Source organism: Pseudoalteromonas sp. P1-9 (genome assembly GCF_001399975.1).
Lineage (GTDB): Bacteria > Pseudomonadota > Gammaproteobacteria > Enterobacterales > Alteromonadaceae > Pseudoalteromonas.
This window is the reverse complement of sequence record NZ_LKBD01000006.1, coordinates 171,008-192,167: the sequence shown is the minus strand read 5'-3', so window position 1 is coordinate 192,167 and position 21,160 is coordinate 171,008. Positions and strand designations below refer to the sequence as shown.

The 21,160-nt window shown below is 41.0% G+C and carries 25 protein-coding genes; 20 read left to right on the top strand and 5 right to left on the bottom strand.

Annotated features, from left to right (window positions below; all coding sequences use genetic code 11):
- Positions 1 to 301 precede the first annotated feature (301 nt).
- Together AN214_RS06735 and AN214_RS06730 are read right to left on the bottom strand one after the other, a co-directional pair.
- A complete protein-coding gene (locus AN214_RS06735; protein ID WP_054979011.1) occupies positions 302 to 691 on the bottom strand; it encodes a hypothetical protein in 390 nt (129 codons plus the stop codon).
- Between the two features lie 100 nt (positions 692 to 791).
- Positions 792 to 1,544, bottom strand: a complete 753-nt coding sequence (locus AN214_RS06730) for a LytTR family DNA-binding domain-containing protein (RefSeq protein ID WP_054979010.1) — start codon at positions 1,542 to 1,544, stop codon at positions 792 to 794.
- 304 nt (positions 1,545 to 1,848) lie between these two features.
- Here AN214_RS06730 and AN214_RS06725 point away from each other — a divergent pair, with 304 nt between their 5' ends.
- The 17 genes from AN214_RS06725 (at position 1,849) to AN214_RS06640 (ending at position 12,984) form a co-directional block, all read left to right on the top strand.
- Positions 1,849 to 4,521 (top strand): TonB-dependent siderophore receptor, encoded by a 2,673-nt coding sequence (locus AN214_RS06725; RefSeq protein WP_054979009.1) that lies wholly within the window; start codon positions 1,849 to 1,851, stop codon positions 4,519 to 4,521.
- Between the two features lie 62 nt (positions 4,522 to 4,583).
- Positions 4,584 to 4,880, top strand: coding sequence for a hypothetical protein (locus AN214_RS06720; protein ID WP_152960730.1), 297 nt, complete (start codon positions 4,584 to 4,586; stop codon positions 4,878 to 4,880).
- A 582-nt stretch (positions 4,881 to 5,462) separates the two neighbouring features.
- Positions 5,463 to 5,774, top strand: coding sequence for a 30S ribosomal protein S10 (gene rpsJ / locus AN214_RS06715; RefSeq protein ID WP_010561274.1), 312 nt, complete (start codon positions 5,463 to 5,465; stop codon positions 5,772 to 5,774).
- A 27-nt stretch (positions 5,775 to 5,801) separates the two neighbouring features.
- Positions 5,802 to 6,437, top strand: coding sequence for a 50S ribosomal protein L3 (rplC, locus tag AN214_RS06710; protein ID WP_054979007.1), 636 nt, complete (start codon positions 5,802 to 5,804; stop codon positions 6,435 to 6,437).
- A 17-nt stretch (positions 6,438 to 6,454) separates the two neighbouring features.
- The gene (gene rplD, locus AN214_RS06705) at positions 6,455 to 7,060 is read left to right on the top strand and encodes a 50S ribosomal protein L4 (RefSeq protein WP_054979006.1); all 606 of its coding nucleotides are present in this window, start codon (positions 6,455 to 6,457) and stop codon (positions 7,058 to 7,060) included.
- Positions 7,057 to 7,359, top strand: coding sequence for a 50S ribosomal protein L23 (gene rplW, locus AN214_RS06700; RefSeq protein ID WP_054979005.1), 303 nt, complete (start codon positions 7,057 to 7,059; stop codon positions 7,357 to 7,359). The genes rplD and rplW overlap by 4 nt, the downstream gene beginning before the upstream one ends.
- 17 nt (positions 7,360 to 7,376) lie before the next feature.
- Positions 7,377 to 8,201 carry a 50S ribosomal protein L2 gene (rplB, locus tag AN214_RS06695; RefSeq protein ID WP_054979004.1) on the top strand — a complete coding sequence of 275 codons (825 nt, stop codon included), beginning with the start codon at positions 7,377 to 7,379 and terminating at the stop codon, positions 8,199 to 8,201.
- Between the two features lie 16 nt (positions 8,202 to 8,217).
- The gene (gene rpsS, locus AN214_RS06690) at positions 8,218 to 8,496 is read left to right on the top strand and encodes a 30S ribosomal protein S19 (protein ID WP_010561269.1); all 279 of its coding nucleotides are present in this window, start codon (positions 8,218 to 8,220) and stop codon (positions 8,494 to 8,496) included.
- A gap of 12 nt (positions 8,497 to 8,508) precedes the next feature.
- Positions 8,509 to 8,841, top strand: coding sequence for a 50S ribosomal protein L22 (gene rplV, locus AN214_RS06685; protein ID WP_054979003.1), 333 nt, complete (start codon positions 8,509 to 8,511; stop codon positions 8,839 to 8,841).
- An 11-nt stretch (positions 8,842 to 8,852) separates the two neighbouring features.
- Positions 8,853 to 9,551, top strand: a complete 699-nt coding sequence (gene rpsC / locus AN214_RS06680; RefSeq protein ID WP_010561267.1) for a 30S ribosomal protein S3 — start codon at positions 8,853 to 8,855, stop codon at positions 9,549 to 9,551.
- A gap of 13 nt (positions 9,552 to 9,564) precedes the next feature.
- Positions 9,565 to 9,978, top strand: a complete 414-nt coding sequence (gene rplP / locus AN214_RS06675; protein ID WP_010561266.1) for a 50S ribosomal protein L16 — start codon at positions 9,565 to 9,567, stop codon at positions 9,976 to 9,978.
- Positions 9,978 to 10,169 carry a 50S ribosomal protein L29 gene (rpmC, locus tag AN214_RS06670; RefSeq protein ID WP_010561265.1) on the top strand — a complete coding sequence of 64 codons (192 nt, stop codon included), beginning with the start codon at positions 9,978 to 9,980 and terminating at the stop codon, positions 10,167 to 10,169. The genes rplP and rpmC overlap by 1 nt, the downstream gene beginning before the upstream one ends.
- The gene (gene rpsQ, locus AN214_RS06665) at positions 10,169 to 10,411 is read left to right on the top strand and encodes a 30S ribosomal protein S17 (protein ID WP_054979002.1); all 243 of its coding nucleotides are present in this window, start codon (positions 10,169 to 10,171) and stop codon (positions 10,409 to 10,411) included. Before rpmC ends, rpsQ begins: the two co-directional genes overlap by 1 nt.
- Before the next feature lie 462 nt (positions 10,412 to 10,873).
- Entirely contained in the window at positions 10,874 to 11,515 is a 642-nt protein-coding gene (locus AN214_RS06660) for a hypothetical protein (RefSeq protein WP_152960729.1), read from the top strand.
- A 9-nt stretch (positions 11,516 to 11,524) separates the two neighbouring features.
- Complete coding sequence (locus AN214_RS06655; RefSeq protein ID WP_054979000.1) at positions 11,525 to 11,779, top strand: hypothetical protein; 255 nt, start codon at positions 11,525 to 11,527, stop codon at positions 11,777 to 11,779.
- 301 nt (positions 11,780 to 12,080) lie between these two features.
- On the top strand, positions 12,081 to 12,614 hold the full coding sequence (locus AN214_RS06645) for an RNA polymerase sigma factor (RefSeq protein ID WP_054978998.1): 534 nt from the start codon (positions 12,081 to 12,083) through the stop codon (positions 12,612 to 12,614).
- Positions 12,604 to 12,984 (top strand): DUF6768 family protein, encoded by a 381-nt coding sequence (locus AN214_RS06640; protein ID WP_054978997.1) that lies wholly within the window; start codon positions 12,604 to 12,606, stop codon positions 12,982 to 12,984. Before AN214_RS06645 ends, AN214_RS06640 begins: the two co-directional genes overlap by 11 nt.
- A 153-nt stretch (positions 12,985 to 13,137) precedes the next feature.
- Here AN214_RS06640 and pckA read toward each other — a convergent pair whose 3' ends face one another.
- From pckA to hslR, 3 genes are all read right to left on the bottom strand, one after another.
- Positions 13,138 to 14,748 carry a phosphoenolpyruvate carboxykinase (ATP) gene (gene pckA, locus AN214_RS06635; RefSeq protein WP_054978996.1) on the bottom strand — a complete coding sequence of 537 codons (1,611 nt, stop codon included), beginning with the start codon at positions 14,746 to 14,748 and terminating at the stop codon, positions 13,138 to 13,140.
- Between the two features lie 351 nt (positions 14,749 to 15,099).
- A complete protein-coding gene (hslO, locus tag AN214_RS06630) occupies positions 15,100 to 15,939 on the bottom strand; it encodes an Hsp33 family molecular chaperone HslO (RefSeq protein WP_054978995.1) in 840 nt (279 codons plus the stop codon).
- 40 nt (positions 15,940 to 15,979) lie between these two features.
- Positions 15,980 to 16,402 carry a ribosome-associated heat shock protein Hsp15 gene (hslR, locus tag AN214_RS06625; RefSeq protein WP_010561253.1) on the bottom strand — a complete coding sequence of 141 codons (423 nt, stop codon included), beginning with the start codon at positions 16,400 to 16,402 and terminating at the stop codon, positions 15,980 to 15,982.
- A 230-nt stretch (positions 16,403 to 16,632) separates the two neighbouring features.
- Here hslR and gspC point away from each other — a divergent pair, with 230 nt between their 5' ends.
- The 3 genes from gspC to gspE are packed head-to-tail and all read left to right on the top strand — an operon-like array spanning position 16,633 to position 21,158.
- Complete coding sequence (gene gspC / locus AN214_RS06620; protein WP_054978994.1) at positions 16,633 to 17,565, top strand: type II secretion system protein GspC; 933 nt, start codon at positions 16,633 to 16,635, stop codon at positions 17,563 to 17,565.
- A 22-nt stretch (positions 17,566 to 17,587) separates the two neighbouring features.
- Positions 17,588 to 19,657: a type II secretion system secretin GspD gene (gene gspD / locus AN214_RS06615; RefSeq protein WP_054978993.1), complete on the top strand. Its 2,070-nt coding sequence runs from the start codon at positions 17,588 to 17,590 to the stop codon at positions 19,655 to 19,657.
- Complete coding sequence (gspE, locus tag AN214_RS06610) at positions 19,650 to 21,158, top strand: type II secretion system ATPase GspE (protein WP_054978992.1); 1,509 nt, start codon at positions 19,650 to 19,652, stop codon at positions 21,156 to 21,158. Before gspD ends, gspE begins: the two co-directional genes overlap by 8 nt.
- Positions 21,159 to 21,160 lie beyond the last annotated feature (2 nt).

The window sequence follows — 21,160 nt, the reverse complement described above, 5'->3', positions numbered from 1 at the left end:
ATCCTGAATCCTGAATCCTGAATCCTGAATCCTGAATCCTGAATCCTGAATCCTGAATCCTGAATCCTGAATCCTGAATCCTGAATCCTTTAGACTAAGCTATTTCGGCTTCTGTTCATTGAGCGATTTGTGGAAGGTATACAAGTGATTATGAGTTGAGCTTAGTTAGTGAAGCGTAGTAGACCTGTTTTCAGGTACTAGCTTACTAGAAATAAGGGGTTTTCTGTTTGATAGACTGTGCCTAACCAAGAGTAATTGGTTTATCTACAAAATTAAAATTTAGTAATGTCAGCGATTTGAATCATTCCCTTTTTATTACTTCACACTTTTTGTTCAAGCAAAGCGTTTGAGGTGCTGGATTATGCTCACAGGTAGAAAATGCTTCGTTTTTTTGATTGTAAGCTTGTTCAAAGGATGTTATTTCAGTTGCCAAGAATTCAATGTCTTCTTGTTTGCTTGTCTTAATTGAGTAAATATCAAAGCGACTCGGGCCGCCGCATGCGCGTTCACCATAGGAGATTACACGGCATTGATAGCTAGCATCACACGATTTATCTTCAATGGTTTTCTGAAGTTTAGTTTCTGCATCAGTAATGGTGCTAATTTCACCTTCTCGCTTGAAGTCATTTGATTGACATCCAAATAGCAAGGTACTTAAGGCTACGATTGGTGAGATTTTAATAAGCTTCATAGACAAGTGTTTATACGAGTTATCTTTTATTTGTTCATATTAGCACAAACAAACTATTTATATCATACAAACACTTATCACATGAATTATATCGTAGTTATTAGATGATACCTGTCATTGATGATTTATATCGTCTTGAAAGGCTAAGTTGATGGCCATTGCGTAAAGTAACCTGATAATCGCCGCTGTCAGTTGGTTTGAGCTCGGCGATACACTTTTTCCTGACAATTACACTACGATGAATGCGTATAAACCCTAAATCAGCTAGTTTGGTTTCCATAGCAGATAGTGTTTCTCTGTGAAGTGTAGGGCGGTCTTCATTCACTAAATACAGTTCGACATAGTTACCAGCTCCGCCAACCCAAATGATATCGTTACAATCAATTAGCTTAATTCTTCCAGAATCTTTTACTATCAGTGTTTGATCACTCGTATTTAATTGACTAATTAAGGTTTGAATATTCTCAAAAGGAAGTTGCTTGTTGTTATTGAGTCGTGATGAAAGCTTTTTAATGCACTTGTTAAATCTATTTCTATCGCATGGGAATAAAAGATAGTCAGCGAAATCATGTTCGAATGCGTAAATTGCTTCTGCTTCTGACTCTCCAAGGTAAACGATCTGTGTATATTCGGGGCATTCTTGAGTCAATGTTTCTAATGCGTCTAAATCAGGCAGCAAGTTGTGATTAATAAAAAGAACGTCAGCTTGCATCGTGTTTACGATGCTGATTACTTCGGACCAGTCAAACGCCAAAGCGATTGCCTCAAAGTTTGCATGCTCCTTTAAAAGTGCTTTTAGCACAGATTTATTGCTTTCTTTTTCGTCTGCAATAACGAGACTAAACTTTCTCATTACGCAAGTTCCTTCTAACTATAAGGTATGTGTATTTTGTCATTGATTTGATCTTGGTGTTAGTCTTTTTGGGTAACAAGGAGTAACAAAATGTTAGTGGTTGTTAGGTTGGCATGGCTTGAAATATAAAGCTTATGTAAAAAATGTTAATGAAGTTGTAACTGGAGTGGTGAGGGTGGCCGCTTAAATTTAAAAAGTCGCCTCTTGCGTATTTTCGCTAGCAACAGCTCTACCTTGTATTTAGTTTGTAACAGATTGCATCGCTAACTAATAAAGATGCAACTTAAATCCAGGGAGATTATTAATGAATAAGTTTAAAAAATCAGCGCTAAAAATAGCAATGACATCAGCGCTGCTTGCAGGTACAAATTTTAATTTATCTGCTGCTGAGGAAGCTTCAGCTAATGAGGTCGAACGCATTCAAGTAACCGGTTCTCGTATCAAACGAACTGATATGGAAGCTGCTTCACCAGTAGTAACGTTAACTTCTGTCGAAATGGAAAGTCGTGGTTTTTCATCAGTCCAAGATGTGCTTGATAGCTTAGCTCAGAATACAGGTGGTTCGATGACGGGCCAATCCGTACATGGCTTTACACCAGCAGCTTCAGGCGTAAACTTGCGTGGTGCAGGTATGGGCCGTAGCTTAACGCTTATTGATGGTAAGCGTTTAATGAAATATCCAAAAGCTGCAGGTGGTACAAGCAACTTTATCGATACAGCTAATTTACCACTCGCTGCTGTAGAGCGTATTGACGTTCTAACAACTGGTGCATCTGCAATCTATGGTTCTGATGCAATGGGTGGTGTTATCAATATCATCCTTAAAAAAGATTATGATGGAGTAGGTCTAAAACTTCGTACAGGTGATACGTTCGAAGGGGGACGCGCCCAAGATAATGTTGCTCTAACAGTTGGCTCATCTTCAGATAAAGGCAATATCACATTTTTACTTGAGTATGATCAAAAAGAACAATTAAAAGCAACAGATCGTGAGAATTTCGATATTCATACAGATTTAGCGTTTGGAGATCATCCATTTAATTCGTATTCAAGTTACGGTGCTCGTATCGCTGGCCCAGGTGGTTATTCTTTACCTGAAGAGGAATGTAATGCACAAGGTTACAAGTATTGGGGTAGCTTCTGTGGCTTCGATCGCTCCGCGTGGCGTGATCTGCTTCCGGAACAGGATCGTTTATCATCAATGGTAAATTTCCATTATGAATTGAATGATAGTCATGAATTTTATGGCCGGACAGATTTTACTAGCTCTGGTTCAATAACGAATATCGAGCCAATGGCAATTAATGACTATAAGTTTGAGGTCGATGGAAATGACCTAATAGTTACAGTTGACCCTTCACTTACTGCATTCAACGATTTATCTACAACTTTTGATAAACGCACTGCTTTTAATGGCGACTTTGCAGGCTTAGGCGATGGTAACTATGAGTACCGCCGTCGTTTGAAAGAATATGGTAATCGAATTACCGATGTTTCAACAAAGGTTTATAATTTTGTAACAGGTTTCCGTGGAGACCTTACAGATGATATTGGTTATGATTTCTCTTATAACTTTGGTCGTTCTGAAGTTATGGTATTCAATCGTGGTTATGCATCAGTGGGTGATTTCTACAATGTCCTAACAGCTGGAAATGGTCATTCATTATTAAACCCTCTTTCAAGTGCACAAGTTGCTGAATCAAAGTATACTGGTTGGTCGGAAGCTGAATCGAATATATCTTCGTTCCAACTTGGCTTAAATGGTACAACGTTTGAATTACCTGCGGGCGACGTTAGCTGGGCGTTTGGTTTAGAAAGTACGCGAGAATGGTTTTATGATGTTGCTGATGAAGAACGTCAGCGTCGTGGAGTGCTTTCAACAGGCGGAGCGTCAGGTCAGGGCGGCCGCGATTACTGGGCTGCTTATGGTGAGGTTCTAATTCCAGTTATTGATAGCTTAAATGTTACACTTGCTGGCCGACATGATGACTTTAGTGATTTTGGTAGTCGTTTCTCACCTCAAATCAGTGCGGAATACCGTCCTATGGAAGAGCTACTAATTCGTGCTCTTTGGGCGTCAACATTCCGTGCACCAGACATGCAACGTGTATACGGTGACACTTCAACTGGTTTTAGCCAAATTACAGACCCACAAGGTTGTACCGCACAAGGTGGTAGCGTAGATCCAAATAGTTCAATCCCTGCATGTAATGGTGAGCTTTATATCACATCACTTTCAGGTCCAAATGCAGACTTAGATCCTGAGACTGGTTCAAACTGGAATGTTGGTTTTGTTTACTCTGGTGAGAGCTGGAGTGTAACAATGGATATTTGGGAAGTTCAGATCGATGACATTGTTTCAACTTTGACATCACAAGAGATTGCTAACAACCCTGATATTTACGGTAACTTAATTACACGTGATAACACAGGTGTAATCACATTTATTAACCAAACAGCTCAAAACTTATCTAATCAAACAACTGCAGGTGTTGATACGTCATTTACATATAATCTTGACTTATCTTCTGCTGGTGAACTTAAGTTTAAGGGTGATTTATCATATTTAAGCAAATATGAAGAGCAAACTACATCAACAGATCCTGTGATCGATAACATTGCTGACTCAAGTGTTCCTGAGTGGCGTTCAACAGGCTCAATCAGTTACAACATTTCAGATTTTGCTACAACATTATCAGTACGTTATGTTGGAGAAATGAATGGTGATAATGTTGAAACATTCCGTGATGACCCTGATTTTGGATACTCAACTAAAATAGACAGCTTAACGACTTTGAACTGGACGGCAAGTTATAACCTACCTTATTACAATTCTGTACTTAAAGTAGGTGTAAATAACATTACAGATGAAGGTCCTAAGCCTGACTACACCGATTATGGCTGGCCTCATTATTCACGCTCATACCATTTTCCAAATGGACGTGAGTGGTTTGTTGGGTTAGAAGCACAATTTTAATACATATTTAAAAACACAATACCGGCTTTAAGCCGGTATTTTTATTTTGGAGAATGGAAAAAATGAAATCCTTTAATGTAATTTTAATGGCCGCTTGTGCAATATTAACAGCCTGTAACTCTACTACTCAGGAAGTAACAGATAATAAACTCACTGAGGCAACTCCCGAAGAAGTAGCAAAAGTCGCAGAGCGAAAGAAAGTAAAGTTAAAATGCACACAACAAGCAAGGCTTGGCTCAAATATTAGACGCACTAATTGCCGAGATGTAAGTAAAGAAGCTAAAGACAGAGAGCGTCGAGCTGCGGAAGAGTTTATGAATGAGACTGCTACTGCAGTCGAAGTGCAGTATGGTGGCTAAGTACTTTTTAAATTAAATCTAATTGTTACAGTAAAGTTGACAATTGAAATAGTTTCGCCGTTTGTCACCAAATTTGTTCGTATTATCACTTTAGCCTAGAGAATAGGGCGCTCAGTCAGTAGTCTAGGCTCATCGCATTGATATTTAACATTGCGATTTTCTTTGGACCAAATGGGGGATTTATCCACCCCCCATTTTATTTCCCTCATTAAGATTCTTGAGTCTTAAGGTTTATGACTTCAGATTATCTGCTAAACCCTAAACCCTAAACCCTAAACCCTAAACCCTAAACCCTAAACCCTAAACCCTAAACCCTAAACCCTAAACCCTAAACCCTGTCTCAAAAAAACTGTTGCATTTATCATCAATATCACTATAATACGCAAACTTTCAAAATTGTGAGTTCGCTTACAAGCTTTGAAAGTTAAAGATAGAGGCTTGGATTTCAAGCCCATGAACAGGAACTCCGATTTGGAGTTCAAAGGTAAGATATAAGAAGATTGTCGCTTTCCAATTTTTTGGATGAGTTGACGGTTTTTTTATGCTCTTTTTAAAATGCTCTTTTTATTGAGGTTTAATTGAATGTCAAATCAACGCATTCGTATTCGCCTAAAAGCTTTTGACCATCGTTTGATTGACCAATCAACGTTGGAAATCGTGGAAACTGCTAAGCGCACTGGTGCTCAGGTTCGTGGTCCAATCCCACTACCTACGCGCAAAGAGCGTTTCACTGTACTTGTTTCTCCGCACGTTAACAAAGACGCGCGTGATCAGTACGAAATCCGCACCCACAAACGTCTGATCGACATCGTAGAACCAACTGACAAGACTGTAGACGCACTAATGCGTTTAGACCTTGCTGCTGGTGTTGATGTTCAAATCAGCCTGGGTTAATCGGAAGATTAGAGAGGTTTTAGGAAAATGGCATTAGGTCTAATCGGTCGTAAAGTGGGCATGACTCGTATCTTCACTGAAGATGGCGTTTCAATCCCAGTAACCGTTATCGAAGCGACGCCAAACCGTGTAACTCAGGTTAAATCTGAAGCTACTGACGGTTATAACGCGCTTCAAGTGACTGCAGGCGAGAAGAAAGCTAGCCGTGTAAACAAACCAGAAGCGGGTCACTTCGCTAAAGCTGGTGTTGAGGCTGGTCGTGGTCTGTGGGAATTCCGTCTATCTGGCGACGAAGGTGACTTCGAAGTTGGTAACGAAATTACTGTTGAAGTATTCAATGACGTTGCAAAAGTTGACGTAACTGGTACTTCTAAAGGTAAAGGCTTCCAAGGTGGTGTTAAGCGCTGGAACTTCAGCATGCAAGACGCTACTCACGGTAACTCATTATCTCACCGTGCTCCGGGTTCAATTGGTCAAAACCAATCACCTGGTAAAGTATTTAAAGGTAAGAAAATGGCCGGTCACATGGGTGCTGAGCGTGTAACGACTCAAAACCTAGAAGTTGTTCGTGTTGACGCAGAACGTGGTCTATTACTTGTTAAAGGTGCAGTACCTGGCGCAGTAAATGGCGACGTAATCGTTAAACCAGCTGTTAAAGCTTAAGTCCTGGAGATTTAGTGATGGAATTAACGTTAAAAGACGCATCAGGCGCTCTTGAGGTTTCCGAAGCTACTTTTGGTCGTGAGTTTAACGAAGCATTAGTACACCAAGTAGTTGTTGCATACGCAGCAGGTGCTCGTCAAGGTACTAAAGCTCAGAAGACACGTTCTGAAGTAAGTGGTGGCGGTAAGAAACCATTTCGTCAAAAAGGTACTGGCCGTGCGCGTGCTGGTACAATCCGCAGCCCAATCTGGCGCAGCGGTGGTGTGAGCTTTGCAGCTAAGCCGCAAGATCACAGCCAAAAAGTTAACCGTAAGATGTATCGCGGTGCGATTCAAAGCATCCTATCTGAACTAGTTCGTCAAGAGCGTTTAGTAGTTGTTGAAAACTTTGGTCTAGAAGCACCAAAGACTAAAGAACTAGTAAGCAAGCTTAAAGAGCTAGAGCTTAAAGATGTTCTAATCGTAACTGAAGAAGTTGATGAGAACCTATTCTTATCTTCACGTAACCTATACAAAGTAGACGTACGTGACGTTGCGGGCATTGACCCAGTAAGCTTAATTGCTTTCGATAAGGTTCTTATTACAGCAGCAGCTGTTAAGCAACTTGAGGAGGCATTAGCATGATCTCTGAAGAACGTTTATTAAAAGTTCTACGTGCTCCGCACATCTCTGAGAAAAGTACTATCAATGCTGAAACTAGTAACACTATCGTGTTCAAAGTAGCTAAAGATGCAACTAAAGCTGAAATTAAAGCAGCTGTAGAAAAACTTTTCGAAGTTGAAGTAACGGGTGTTCGTTCGCTTGTTGTTAAGGGTAAGAAAAAGCGCACTGGTATGCGTTTCGGTCAGCGTTCTGATTGGAAAAAAGCTTACGTTACTCTTAAAGAAGGCAGCGAATTAGACTTTGTCGGCGGCGCCGAGTAATTTAAGGAGTTAGAATTATGGCACTTCAAAAGTGTAAACCAACTTCTGCGGGTCGTCGTCACGTCGTTAAAGTGGTTAACCCTGATCTACACAAGGGTAAGCCATACGCTCCGCTACTAGAGAAAAACTCTAAATCAGGTGGTCGTAACAACAACGGTCGTATCACGGTTCGTCACATTGGTGGTGGTCATAAGCATCATTACCGTGTAATCGATTTTAAACGCACTAAAGACGGTATTCCGGCTAAAGTTGAGCGTTTAGAATACGATCCAAACCGTAGCGCAAACATCGCTCTTGTATTATATGCAGACGGTGAGCGTCGTTACATCATCGCACCTAAAGGCCTTAAAGCTGGTGATGCAATCCAATCTGGTGTTGATGCACCGATTAAGGTTGGTAATACATTGCCAATGCGTAACATGCCTGTAGGTTCTACTGTTCACAACGTTGAGCTTAAGCCTGGTAAAGGTGCTCAAATCGCTCGTTCAGCGGGTGCATACGTTCAGATCCTTGCTCGTGAAGGTCAGTACGTAACACTTCGTCTACGTTCAGGCGAGATGCGTAAAGTTGAAGCGGATTGTCGCGCAACTTTAGGTGAAGTAGGTAACGCAGAACACATGCTTCGTTCACTAGGTAAAGCTGGTGCTAACCGTTGGCGTGGTGTTCGTCCTACAGTTCGTGGTGTTGCCATGAACCCAGTAGACCACCCACACGGTGGTGGTGAAGGTCGTACTTCTGGTGGTCGTCATCCTGTGTCTCCATGGGGTAAGCCTACCAAAGGTGCTAAGACACGTAAGAACAAGCGTACTGATAAATTTATCGTACGTCGTCGTACTAAGTAATAGTTGAGGAATTGCCATGCCACGTTCTCTCAAGAAGGGTCCATTCATTGACCTACACTTGCTGAAGAAGGTAGAGAAGGCGTTGGAAAGCGGTGACAAGAAGCCTATAAAGACTTGGAGCCGTCGTTCAATGATCATCCCTAATATGATCGGATTGACCATCGCTGTCCATAATGGTCGTCAGCACGTCCCTGTATTTGTTTCGGACGAAATGATCGGTCACAAACTAGGTGAATTTGCACCTACACGTACTTATCGCGGCCATGCTGCTGATAAGAAAGCTAAAAAGCGTTAATAGGGGAATATGATGGAAGCATTAGCTAAACACAAATTCGCCTCTGGTTCAGCGCAAAAAGCACGTTTAGTTGCAGATCAAGTCCGTGGACTACCTGTTGATCGCGCGCTAGAAATACTGGCGTACAGCCCTAAATCAGCGGCTGTTTTAGTTAAGAAAGTACTAGAGTCTGCTATTGCGAATGCAGAGCATAACGAAGGTGCTGACATTGATGAGCTTAAAGTGTCGAAAGTTTTTGTAGACGAAGGTCCTACAATGAAACGTATTCGTCCACGTGCTAAAGGTCGTGCGGATCGCATCCTTAAGCGTACTAGCCACATCACTGTTGTGGTTTCAGATAACTAGGAGATTAACTAATGGGACAAAAAGTACACCCTACTGGTATTCGCCTAGGTATCTCAAAACCTTGGGTATCTACTTGGTACGCGAATACAAAAGACTACTCTGAGACGCTATTTGGCGATCACAAAGTTCGTACTTTCCTTACAAAGGAATTAAAAGCGGCTTCTGTGTCTAAAATCGTTATCGAACGTCCAGCGAAATCAATCCGTGTAACAATTCACACAGCTCGTCCTGGTGTTGTTATCGGTAAAAAAGGCGAAGACGTTGAGAAGCTACGTCAAGCAGTGACTAAACTTGCAGGTGTTCCGGCTCAGATCAATATTTCTGAAGTTCGTAAGCCAGAGTTAGACGCACAGCTTGTAGCTGACAGCATCTCTTCACAGCTTGAGCGCCGTGTAATGTTCCGTCGTGCTATGAAGCGCGCGGTACAAAACGCAATGCGTCTAGGCGCTAAAGGTATTAAGGTTGAAGTTAGCGGTCGTTTAGGCGGCGCTGAAATCGCACGTTCTGAGTGGTACCGTGAAGGTCGTGTACCTCTACACACTCTACGTGCTGATATCGATTACGCAACTTCAGAAGCTTTAACTACTTACGGCATCATCGGTGTTAAAGTTTGGATCTTCAAAGGCGAAGTTATCGGTGGTCTTCCACTGAAACAAGAAGCTGAGAAGCCAGCTAAGCGTGCACCGAAAAAAGCTCGTAAAGCTAAGTAAGGGGTAGCGATCAATGTTACAGCCAAAACGTACAAAATTCCGTAAAATGCACAAAGGCCGCAACCGCGGTTTAGCGCAAAACGGTAACAAAGTTAGCTTCGGCTCATTCGGCCTTAAAGCGACTGGCCGTGGCCGTATGACTGCTCGTCAAATCGAAGCAGCTCGTCGTGCTATGACTCGTCACATCAAGCGTCAAGGTAAAATCTGGATCCGTGTGTTCCCAGATAAGCCAATTACAAACAAACCGCTTGAAGTTCGTATGGGTAAAGGTAAAGGTAGCGTAGAATACTGGGTTGCTGAAATTCAGCCTGGTAAAGTACTTTACGAAATGGAAGGTGTTTCTGAAGAGCTTGCTCGTGAAGCGTTTGACCTTGCTGCTCGTAAACTACCATTCAAGACAACATTCGTAACTCGGACGGTAATGTAATGAAAGCTAGCGAATTAAAAGACAAGAGCGTAGAAGAGCTAAACACTGAACTTCTAGAGCTTCTTCGTGAGCAGTTTAACCTGCGCATGCAAGCGAGCACTGGTCAGCTAGCTCAGTCTCATTTACTACGTAAAGTACGTCGCGATATCGCGCGTGTTAAAACGGTTATCAACCAGAAGGCAGGTGCATAATGAGCGATAAAATCCGTACTCTACAAGGTCGCGTAGTTAGTGACAAGATGGACAAGTCTATCGTTGTTGCTGTTGAACGTCAGGTGAAGCACCCAATCTATGGTAAATTCATCAAGCGTACTACTAAGCTACACGCACACGATGAGAACAACACTGCTAAAGTAGGCAACACAGTTACTATTCGTGAATGTGCTCCTATTTCTAAGAACAAATCTTGGACTTTAGTAGACGTTATTGCTTAATTTTTATTAATTAAGTAAACGCTAAAAACCCCGGCCTTGGTCGGGGTTTTTTACGTTTGGAATAAAGCAAATTAAGTTGTAGGTTAAGCAGTCAATCTACGGTAAATTCATTTAGCGTACTACTAAGCTACACGCACATGATAAGAAGACCATTTCCAAAGATGGCAGCACAGTTACTATTTGTGAATGTTTAGTATTAACTGGCTCTTTGGGTAAGGTTGTGACAATAATTACTGCTTACTGCTTACTGCTTACTGCTTACTGCTTACTGCTTACTGCTTACTGCTTACTGCTTACTTACGATTTCTTACATTGTTTAGGTTTTATTCGCTGAACTTTAACCCCTTGCAAGACTCCTAACATATTCATAATAATTATAAATTTTTAAAAGGTGTTGCTGTGCGTTCTAAGCAAATGGCATTGCTGACCTCTATTAGCGTACACTTTGTTCTAGGCTACTTATTGGTAACTCAAACATTCAAACAGCCAAGTTCAAAACAGGAAGCGTCTCTTAAAACGTACATTATTCCCGTCGCGCAGCAGCGCAAAATTCTTGCTGAAATGGTGAAACCTAAAGATGAGCAAAAGCCTGAACCTAAACAACAAGAAATACCTGAAAAAATTTTAAAAAAAGCAGTTGTTGGGCAGGAAAATAAAACCTCAAAAGTTGCAGAACCACCAGTACAAAAAAGCACTGAAAATCCGTTGAAAAGCGTACCTAAAACTCAGGGAAAGTCAACTAACAAGACTAAAGTCATAAAGTTTAATCGTTACAAGAGCCTCGAGAATGTAATAGAAAAAGAACAGCAGGCTTATTTTAAATCGCAACAATTCAATAACCAGATAAGCCAACCTAAAGTCAAAATTAAGCCGTCGCAAAAATATCAAGATCTAGTTAACGCGAAAGCTGAAGTTGTGGTTGGTAGTGCAACCTCATCACGTAAGACAATAAAATATAAAGGTAAGTGTTATCTTGTCGATAGCAGTTCTGAAATGGGTAGTATGGACATGCCGTCATCATCTGGCTTTCCATGTCCAGGTGAAAAATCAGATAATGAAATATTGCTGAAAAATTCATTGAATAAGTATTTAAAGAAAAAATAAGGGATATGCGTGAAAAATTGTGTATGTATTTTCTTACTGCTAATAAGTGCTAGTTGTTCAACTGGTTTGAAGCAGCGTGACATCAGAGAGTGTCGAGAAAATGCGTTTCAAAACCAAACACTGCCTATGGCTGTGATAGAAGTGCAATATAATGATTGTATAAGCGAGAAAAGAGAAATGCAGGCGGCAGAGCGGCAAATGACGCTAATTGAAAATGTATTTGAGGTAATGCTAGATATCTTTGATGTAAAAGAGCCTGATTAGCTTTAGCGACAACTTCATTTAACTTTTAAGATTTATTATTCCTAGTAAAACCTAATACCAATTCAATTATTCACTCACCATTTTGCTTACTAAATATATCATTCATTGCGCTAAATTTATCCATGTAGGATGAATGTAAATGGCGAGCAAAGTATTTATTTAGCGTTATATTAGACCACATGCATAATAAAACTGGTGTATCGTCATTTAAGTACCTCAAGGGAAATTTAATTCTATCTGCGTGAACCTTTGCTCGAACGCTCACGTCTTGATAATCAAACAATCTACTTTGGAAGTGTAAATGCATCAAGCGCAGGAGGAGTTATTGGTCTTAGCGGCTCAATCAGGGAACACAGAAGCGTTCACCTATCTGTGTCGTCACTACCAAAAAGCCGTAACTCGCTTTGCGTATAAACTATCGAGCGACCCGCAAATAGTTCATGATGCAGTGCAAAATGCATGGTTAAAACTCGCAAATAACCTTCACAAATTAAATGACCCAAGGGCATTCAAAAGTTGGTTGTTTAAAACCGTCCGCTGGAGCGTATATGACTTAATGCGCGCCGCAAAGCGAGATAAAGAGATTATCGCAAACGATATAGATGTGCTTGATATTGTCACTTCAACTAAACCTGAAAGCAGAGATATCGGATCGTTGATAGAGCGGCTTCCAGATATAGATAAGCAGGTTATACATTTGTTCTATTTGGAAGAAATGCAATTGACACAAATAGCCGAGGTATTAGAAGTACCATTAGGTACTGTTAAATCGAGACTATATCGTGCCAGAAAAGCGTTACAACAGAGTGTAGAGGATGAGCAAGATGAATATTGACGAAAGAATTGTTAAACAACTCGATGCGGATTCAGCTGAAATCGACCGCATTTTAGCGGAACAAAATAATGGGCTAGGCGCATTGCTAAATGCGGGTTTAAAAGGCGCGATGCGACCTTGGTTTATATTAGTAAATGTATTTGTATTAATAAATTTTATCGGGCTTACTTATCTTGTCTATCAATTTTTTACGCAAGCAGCAGATACGCAACTATTTTGGGGAGTACTCGCAATTTTTAGTTTTCAATTTCATATTGCCGCTAAAAGTTGGCTTTATAACGAAATGAATCGAAGTAGTTTAATGCGTGAAATAAAGCGCCTTGAAGTCGCGATTAGCGAATTAAAAGTTTCAACAAGTAAGTCGGAGTAAATGATGGGGAAGCTAAAGACAGTTGTTTTAATATTGCTGCAAACGCTGCTATTTATTCTTCAGTTCTTACTGTCATAATCGATGCGTATGGTTCGTATATAAAACAAAAAGCCAGCTAAATGCTGGCTTTTTTAATTAAGGAGAATGACTTAATTAAAGTTTTGGGCCTGCCGCTACAAGCGCCTTGCCGTTTTCTGTGTCAGTGAACTTATCAAAGTTATCAACAAAACGCTTAGCAAGGTCTGTTGCTTTATCAGTCCATACGCTTGCATCTTCGTAAGTGTTACGAGGATCAAGAATATCACCTTCAACACCTTCGAGTGACTTAGGTACTTCAAGGTTAAATAGTGGCACGATTTCAGTTTCTGCGTTATCGATAGAGCCATCTAAGATAGCGTCAATGATTGCGCGCGTCGCTTTAATTGAAATACGTTTGCCTGTGCCGTTCCAACCTGTGTTTACTAGGTAAGCTTCAGCGCCAGCAGCTTCCATACGCTTTTGTAGTACTTCGGCGTATTGTGTTGGATGAAGTGATAAGAACGCAGCACCAAAACAGCTTGAGAACGTAGGAGTTGGTTCAGTAATACCACGCTCAGTACCCGCTAGCTTCGCAGTGAAACCTGATAAGAAGTAGTATTGCGTTTGCTCAGGCGTTAATTTAGCAACTGGTGGTAATACACCAAACGCATCAGCAGTTAGGAAGATAACTTTCTTCGCGTGACCTGCTTTTGATACTGGCTTAACAATGTTATCAATGTGGTGGATTGGGTAAGAAACACGCGTGTTTTCAGTTGTTGAATTATCGTCAAAATCAATTTTGCCGTTTTCATCAACAGATACGTTTTCTAATAATGCATCACGACGGATTGCATTGTAGATGTCTGGTTCATTTTCTTTGCTTAGGTTAATTGTTTTTGCGTAACAACCACCTTCAAAGTTAAATACGCCGTTGTCATCCCAACCGTGTTCGTCATCACCAATTAGCTCACGCTTAGGATCGGTTGAAAGTGTTGTTTTACCAGTTCCTGAAAGGCCGAAGAAAATAGCAACGTCGCCACCTTTACCAACGTTTGCACTACAGTGCATTGATGCGATGCCTTTAAGTGGAAGGTAGTAGTTCATCATTGAGAACATACCTTTTTTCATTTCACCACCGTACCAAGTACCACCAATTAATTGGATTTTCTCAGTTAGGTTGAAAGCAACGAAGTTTTCAGAGTTAAGACCCTGTTCTTGCCACTTGTCATTCGTGGTTTTCGCGCCATTCATTACGATGAAGTCAGGCTCGTAATCTTTTAGCTCTTCTTCAGAAGGGCGAATGAACATGTTTTTAACGAAGTGTGCTTGCCATGCTACTTCAGTAACAAAACGCACCTTAAGGCGTGTGTCTTCGTTCGCACCACAGAATGTGTCAACTACGAAAAGACGCTTGCCTGATAGTTGCTTAGTCACTAAACCTTTTAGGTGTGACCAAGTTTCAGGAGTCATTGGTTTGTTGTCGTTTTTACCTTGATCAGACCACCACACAGTGTCAGCTGAGGTTTCATCACGTACGATGTACTTATCTTTTGGTGAACGACCGGTAAAGATACCAGTTTTTACGTTAACTGCGCCTAATTCAGTTTCGACACCTTTGTCATAACCTTCAAGGCCCGCTTTAGTTTCTTCCGCAAAAAGTAACTCGTAAGATGGATTGTGAACAATTTCTGAAACATCGTGAATGCCATATTGCGACAAATCAATCGAGTTTTCTAAAGCTGACATAGTTTAAACACTCCTAGGGGTTTTGAACGGGTAGTAAAATAAAATCGAATAAAATTCGAGCGTCAATTCTATCTTAATACTAGAGTAAAACCAAAGCTGAAACCCGCGATTTTTCTGGGATTTATGTATTTTTTTTCATGATACCGGTGTCATTTTAAAATACCCAATATGCATCGATCTTATGACACCGTTGTCATTTTGTTTTTGTACTTTTTATAGACTTTTTGTGCAGGGAATTAGCGGCAAGTTAATTGCAATTATGATGTTCTTAGTATTGGTGAAACGCTAAACGAATTCAGATAACAAAAAAGCAGGCATTTAGCCTGCTTTTTCAATAAAAAACATTGTTTATTAGTTAAAAATGTTTTCAATATCACGTTTGTTAAATTGGTATTCTTTTAAACAATATTGGCAGTTAATTTTAATAGCGCCTTGTTCTTTCGCATCTTCAAGCAATGCATCTTTACCAACATTAACAATTGCATCTGCAATTTTATCGCGGCTACAGCCACAGCGGAAACTTACTGGTTGAGGATCAAATAAACGCGGGTTATCTTCATGATAAAGGCGCGTTAACACTGTATGACCATCAAGATTTAATAACTCTTCATCTTTAATGGTATTTGTTAATGCTTCTAAATGCGTAAAATCTTCTTCCGCTTTTTCTTTGTTCACAGGTAATACTTGTAGCAGCATGCCTGAACACTTTTCTGCGTCAGCATCAGTGCTAATCCACATACGTGTACGCAGTTGTTCAGACTGTTGAAAGTACTGCTCTAAACATTCTGCTAGGCTGTTTGACACTAAAGGCACAATACCTTGGTAGCGCTCGCCTTTAAGCGGGGTAATGGTAATAACCATATGACCTTTACCAATTAGGTTTAACACGCCAGTATCTGTAATCTCACCTTGAATTCGGGCAATACCTCGCATAGTTTGCTGGTGGTTACCATTAATCACGGCATATTTTACAGGCCCGTCACCTTGTAGCTGAACGGCAATTTCGCCTTCAAACTTCAACGTTGCTGTAAGTAAACAGGTTGCTACTAATAGCTCACCGATCAACTGTTTGACTTCAGTTGGGTAATTGTGGTTTTCGATTATCTCTGAAAACGTTTGATCAAGTTGTACTAACTCACCACGTACATCATGGTTTTCAAAAATATATCTGTGTAATAAATCTTGCTGCATTGGTCAGATACCTTGTTTCAAGCGTACTGCTTGATAAATGTTAACTATGTTTAAATTTTATAAGCTCACGACGCTGCTTTTTATCAGGGCGTTGTTCAGGGCTAGGAGAGAAAAAGGCATTGTTTTTACGTGCCCAAGCGTTTTCTTCACGCTTTTTCTCGCTCTCTTGTGTTTCCTGATACAACGTTTGCGCAATTGGCGCACCGCGTCTTTGATCGCTAATTTTTTCAATGGTGACAATTTTTTCATCAAATCCTTGCGAGAATTTAATTGTCGCACCTAACTCAACGGTTTTGCTAGGTTTGCATCGTTGGCCATTGTAGTGAACTTTGCCCCCGAGAATCATTTCGCGAGCAATCGCACGTGTTTTGTAAAAGCGTGCAGCCCAAAGCCATTTGTCTAATCTTACGCTCAGACTGTCGTCGTGATCTGAAGTGTGTGTTGAATTCTGCTTTTTACTCATGGAGTGAGTGAATAATTGCACTGAAAAGTACGTGAAATATACCATAAATGCCAATATAGACAAAGTTGATACATTTATTTACCAAAAATAGAGACAAAGGGAATCAAGCCCAGACACAGAATTGTCATATTTACAGTGTAAATTCCAGCCACTTTCCAGATTACCTGCTTGTTGTATAAAAGCTGACAGGTTAAGATGGTCGTTCAAAAATAAGCAAACAAATTATAATAATGCAGATAAACCAAGCGCAAATCGAACAGGCTTTAGCAAAATTTCCTCATAAAAAAGCAAGCAATATTGTGCTTGTTGTTGTGGTTATTTATGTCGCATTTTTAGCTGCGCAATTAACTTGGATGTTATGGCCAAAGCCAACTCAGCAAGCTGCATTTATTACTGTGAATAACAGTGATTCGGGTAGCGCATTCAACTACAGCAGTAAAGAGCTGGTATCGCAAAATATTTTTGGTAATGCAGCGCAACAAGCAGAGCAGAAAACACAAGAAATTATCAGTGATGCACCTGAAACAACGTTAAATATCAAATTAACGGGTGTAGTGGCGATTGCAGGCGATGAGAAAGCCGGTCATGCCATTATTGAAAGCCAAAATAGGCAAGAAACCTATTCAGTAGGCGAATTGGTTAAAGGCACTCGTGCACAAATCGAAACCATTTTTGCGGATCGCGTTATTATTAAAGTAAGCGGTCGTTTTGAAACCTTAATGCTCGATGGTATTGATTATTCAAAAACCGTTAAGCAACCTACCAAAAAACAAGGCAAGTCATTTAACCAACTTCGTTCCGCAAATGAGTCTCCGGCTCCTGCAATAAATGCAACGAAAAATGCAGACCTTAAACAAGAGCTAAAAGCTAAGCGCAGAGAATTACTTGAAGAACCTGGGAAACTTTTTGATTATATTCGCATCTCACCTAAACGGGTTGATGGGCAAATTGTTGGATATAACCTTAGTCCAGGCAAAGACCCTAAACTGTTTTCACAAATGGGGCTTAAAAGTGGGGATCTCGCGACTTCAATTAATGGCTATCAGCTAACCGATATGAAACAGGCTATGGCAGCGATTGGTGAGCTTAGAAATGCATCATCAGCGACAATAGTTATCGAGCGCCAAGGGCAAATTCTCGACGTGCTATTTAGCCTAGAATAAGAATACGACTCGGAGTAACTAAATGAAAAGCGTGTTAAACCTAAGCAAGGTTTACAAAGGATTACGTAAATATGCAGCATTATTAGTTGCTGTAGGTGTTTCCTATTCTGCACTTGCGGTGGAGTATTCACCTAGTTTTAAAAATACAGAAATCACTGAATTCATTAATGTTGTTGGTAAAGACTTGAAAAAAACCATCATCATTAACCCTAATGTGCGTGGCAAAATTAATGTGCGCAGTTACGAGGCGATGGACGAAGAGCTGTATTACGAGTTCTTTTTAAATGTATTAGAAGTATACGGCTATACAGCAATTGAAATGGAAACCGGTTTTATCAAAATTGATAAAAGTGCCGACGGTCGTAAAAAGAATGTTCCTGTGCTGGATGACGATGAAGAAGTTACCGGCGATGTAATGATCACCCGCGTTGTGCGTGTAAAGAACGTCAGCGTACAGGAGCTTGGTCCAGTTGTTCGTCAGTTTAGTGACCAAAAAGGCGGTAGCCACGTGGCACAATATACGGCATCAAATGTAATGATGTTAACGGGTCACGCGGCAACGGTTAATCGCCTTGTACAGGTAATTAAACAAGTTGACCGCGCAGGTGATCAATCAGTTGATATTGTTAAACTGAGCTATGCAACAGCGTCAGATGTTGTTTCTGTAGTTGAAACTATCTACAAGCCTGCGTCAGGTGGAAAAAACAACATTCCAGCTTTCCTTATTCCTAAAGTAGTTGCCGATGAGCGCACGAATAGTGTCATTGTGAGCGGCGAAGGGGAAGCGCGTGACAGAGCGATTACCCTAATTAAGCGTCTTGATAACGAGCTTGAAACACAAGGTAACACCAAAGTGTTTTACCTAAGTTACGCTAAAGCAGAAGACTTAGTGAAAGTGCTACAAGGCGTGAGTAAGTCGATTAATGACGAAAAGAACCAAGGCAAAACATCTGGTCGTTCAGCTAACAAAGATCAAATTAGTATTGAAGCGCACGAAGACACAAACTCCGTTGTTATCACAGCTAACCCTGATGTAATGCGCTCACTTGAAAAAGTAATAAAAGATCTGGATGTGCGTCGAGCACAAGTTTTAGTTGAGGCCATTATCGTTGAAGTACTTGAAGGTGACGGCATTAACTTTGGCTTGCAATGGATTTCAGAGCAAGGCGGTATGGTGCAGTTTAATAACGGCAGCAGCGCACCAATCGGTTCAATTGCTGCAGCTGCAGAAGTGGCGCGTGATAAAACCATCACTGACAATGTAATCGGTGGCGAAACAGGTAATGTTACCCCAATCGAGAAAACCGTTGAGGGTAACTTGGAACCTTTAGCTGGTTTACTGAGCAGTATTAGTGGTTTAGCAGTAGGTATTGCGAAAAATGATTGGGCTGCAATAGTACAAGCAGTTGCATCTGATACTAATTCAAATATTCTTGCTACACCTTCTGTCACCACGATGGATAATGAAGAAGCGTCGATGCTAGTTGGTCAAGAAGTGCCAATTCTTACTGGCTCAACGTCAAGCAGTAGCAATACCAACCCATTCCAAACGGTAGAACGTAAAGAAGTGGGTGTAAAACTAAAAGTAACGCCACAAATCAACGAAGGTACAGCGGTTCAATTAAAAATCGAACAAGAAGTATCAAGTGTATCAGGTGCAACAGCGGTTGATATCTCAATTAACAAGCGTTCGATTAGCAACACTGTACTGGCCGATGACGGTAGCATGGTGATTCTCGGTGGTTTAATTGACGAAAATGTACAAGAAAGCGTGCAAAAAGTGCCATTGCTAGGTGATATTCCAGTGCTTGGTCACTTATTTAAATCAACGTCGTCAACCAAGCAAAAACGTAACTTATTGGTATTTATTCGCCCGACTATTCTGCGTGACAGTGTAAGCATGAATAAGCTGAGTCATGGTAAATATAACTTTATTCGTGGCGAGCAGGTAAAACGCAAAGACGATGGCATTAACTTAATGCCAAATGAAGTACCACCAGTACTACCAGAGTGGAACGATGCGCTTGTGTTACCGCCAACGTATCAAGAGTTCTTACACGGCGAAAACAAAAAGAATCAGCAAGATGACTGAAATAGTTTCTGAGGTTAGTGTTGCACCCGTATTGCCTATTAAGCGTTTACCATTCAGTTTTGCTAAGCGCTACAGCATCTTGATGCAAACACAAAACAACGAGTTAGTAGTAAGTTATGCGGGCGATTTAAACCAACAGGCATTACTTGAAGTAAGGCGTGTTGCTGCAAGCACCTTTTCGCTTAAGCAAGTGACTAAAGATGAGTTTGAGTTACTGTTAGAGGTGGCTTACCAACGCGATAGCTCAGAAACTCAGCAGATTATGGAAGATATCGGCAATGAGGTCGATTTGTTCTCGCTGGCAGAAGAGTTACCGCAGACAGAAGACTTACTTGCCTCGGAAGATGATGCACCAATTATTAAACTAATCAACGCCATGTTAGGTGAAGCGATTAAAGAAGGTGCATCGGATATCCACATTGAAACGTTCGAGCAAAACTTGGTGATTCGTTTCCGTGTTGATGGCGTTTTAAAAGAAGTATTAGAGCCAAATCGTAAACTCGCATCATTACTTGTTTCACGTATTAAAGTAATGGCAAAGCTCGACATCGCGGAAAAACGTGTTCCACAAGATGGTCGTATTAGTTTACGTATTGCAGGGCGCGCGGTTGATGTGCGTGTTTCAACTATGCCGTCAAGCTTTGGTGAACGTGTTGTATTGCGTTTACTTGATAAAAATAATGCACGTTTGGATCTGGAAGATCTCGGTATGTCAGAGGGCAACCGTAGAACATTCGCCGAATTAATTCGTAAACCGCATGGCATTATTTTGGTTACCGGCCCAACAGGTTCAGGTAAAAGTACCACCTTGTATGCAGGTATGACCGAGATTAATACCCGAGATCGTAATATCCTAACGGTTGAAGATCCAATTGAATATGAAATCCCTGGCATAGGTCAAACGCAGGTTAACCCTAAAGTAGATATGACCTTTGCCCGCGGCTTACGTGCCATCTTACGTCAAGACCCTGATGTGGTGATGGTTGGTGAAATTCGAGATTTAGAAACAGCGCAAATTGGTGTACAAGCGTCATTAACCGGTCACTTAGTATTATCAACGCTGCACACTAACACGGCAGCGGGTGCGATTACTCGTATGGAAGATATGGGGGTTGAACCATTCTTACTTTCTTCGTCATTACTAGGTGTGCTATCGCAACGCTTAGTTAGAACTTTGTGTGACTGCAAAGAGTCGCATGTAGCGGATGAAAGAGAGTGTGAGTTGCTAGGTATAGAACACGGTAAAGGTGTTGAAATTTGTCGCCCTGTCGGCTGTAGCGAATGTAATCACAACGGTTATAAAGGCCGTACTGGTATTCATGAATTGCTGGTGGTTGATGAAGCGGTACGCGAACTTATTCACGATGGCAAAGGCGAGCAAGCGGTTGAAAAATACGTACGTAAAACCACACCAAGTATTCGCCAAGACGGTTGTAACCGAGTACTTGCGGGGCAAACGTCACTTGAAGAAGTGCTTCGCGTGACGCGTGAGGAAAGTTAATC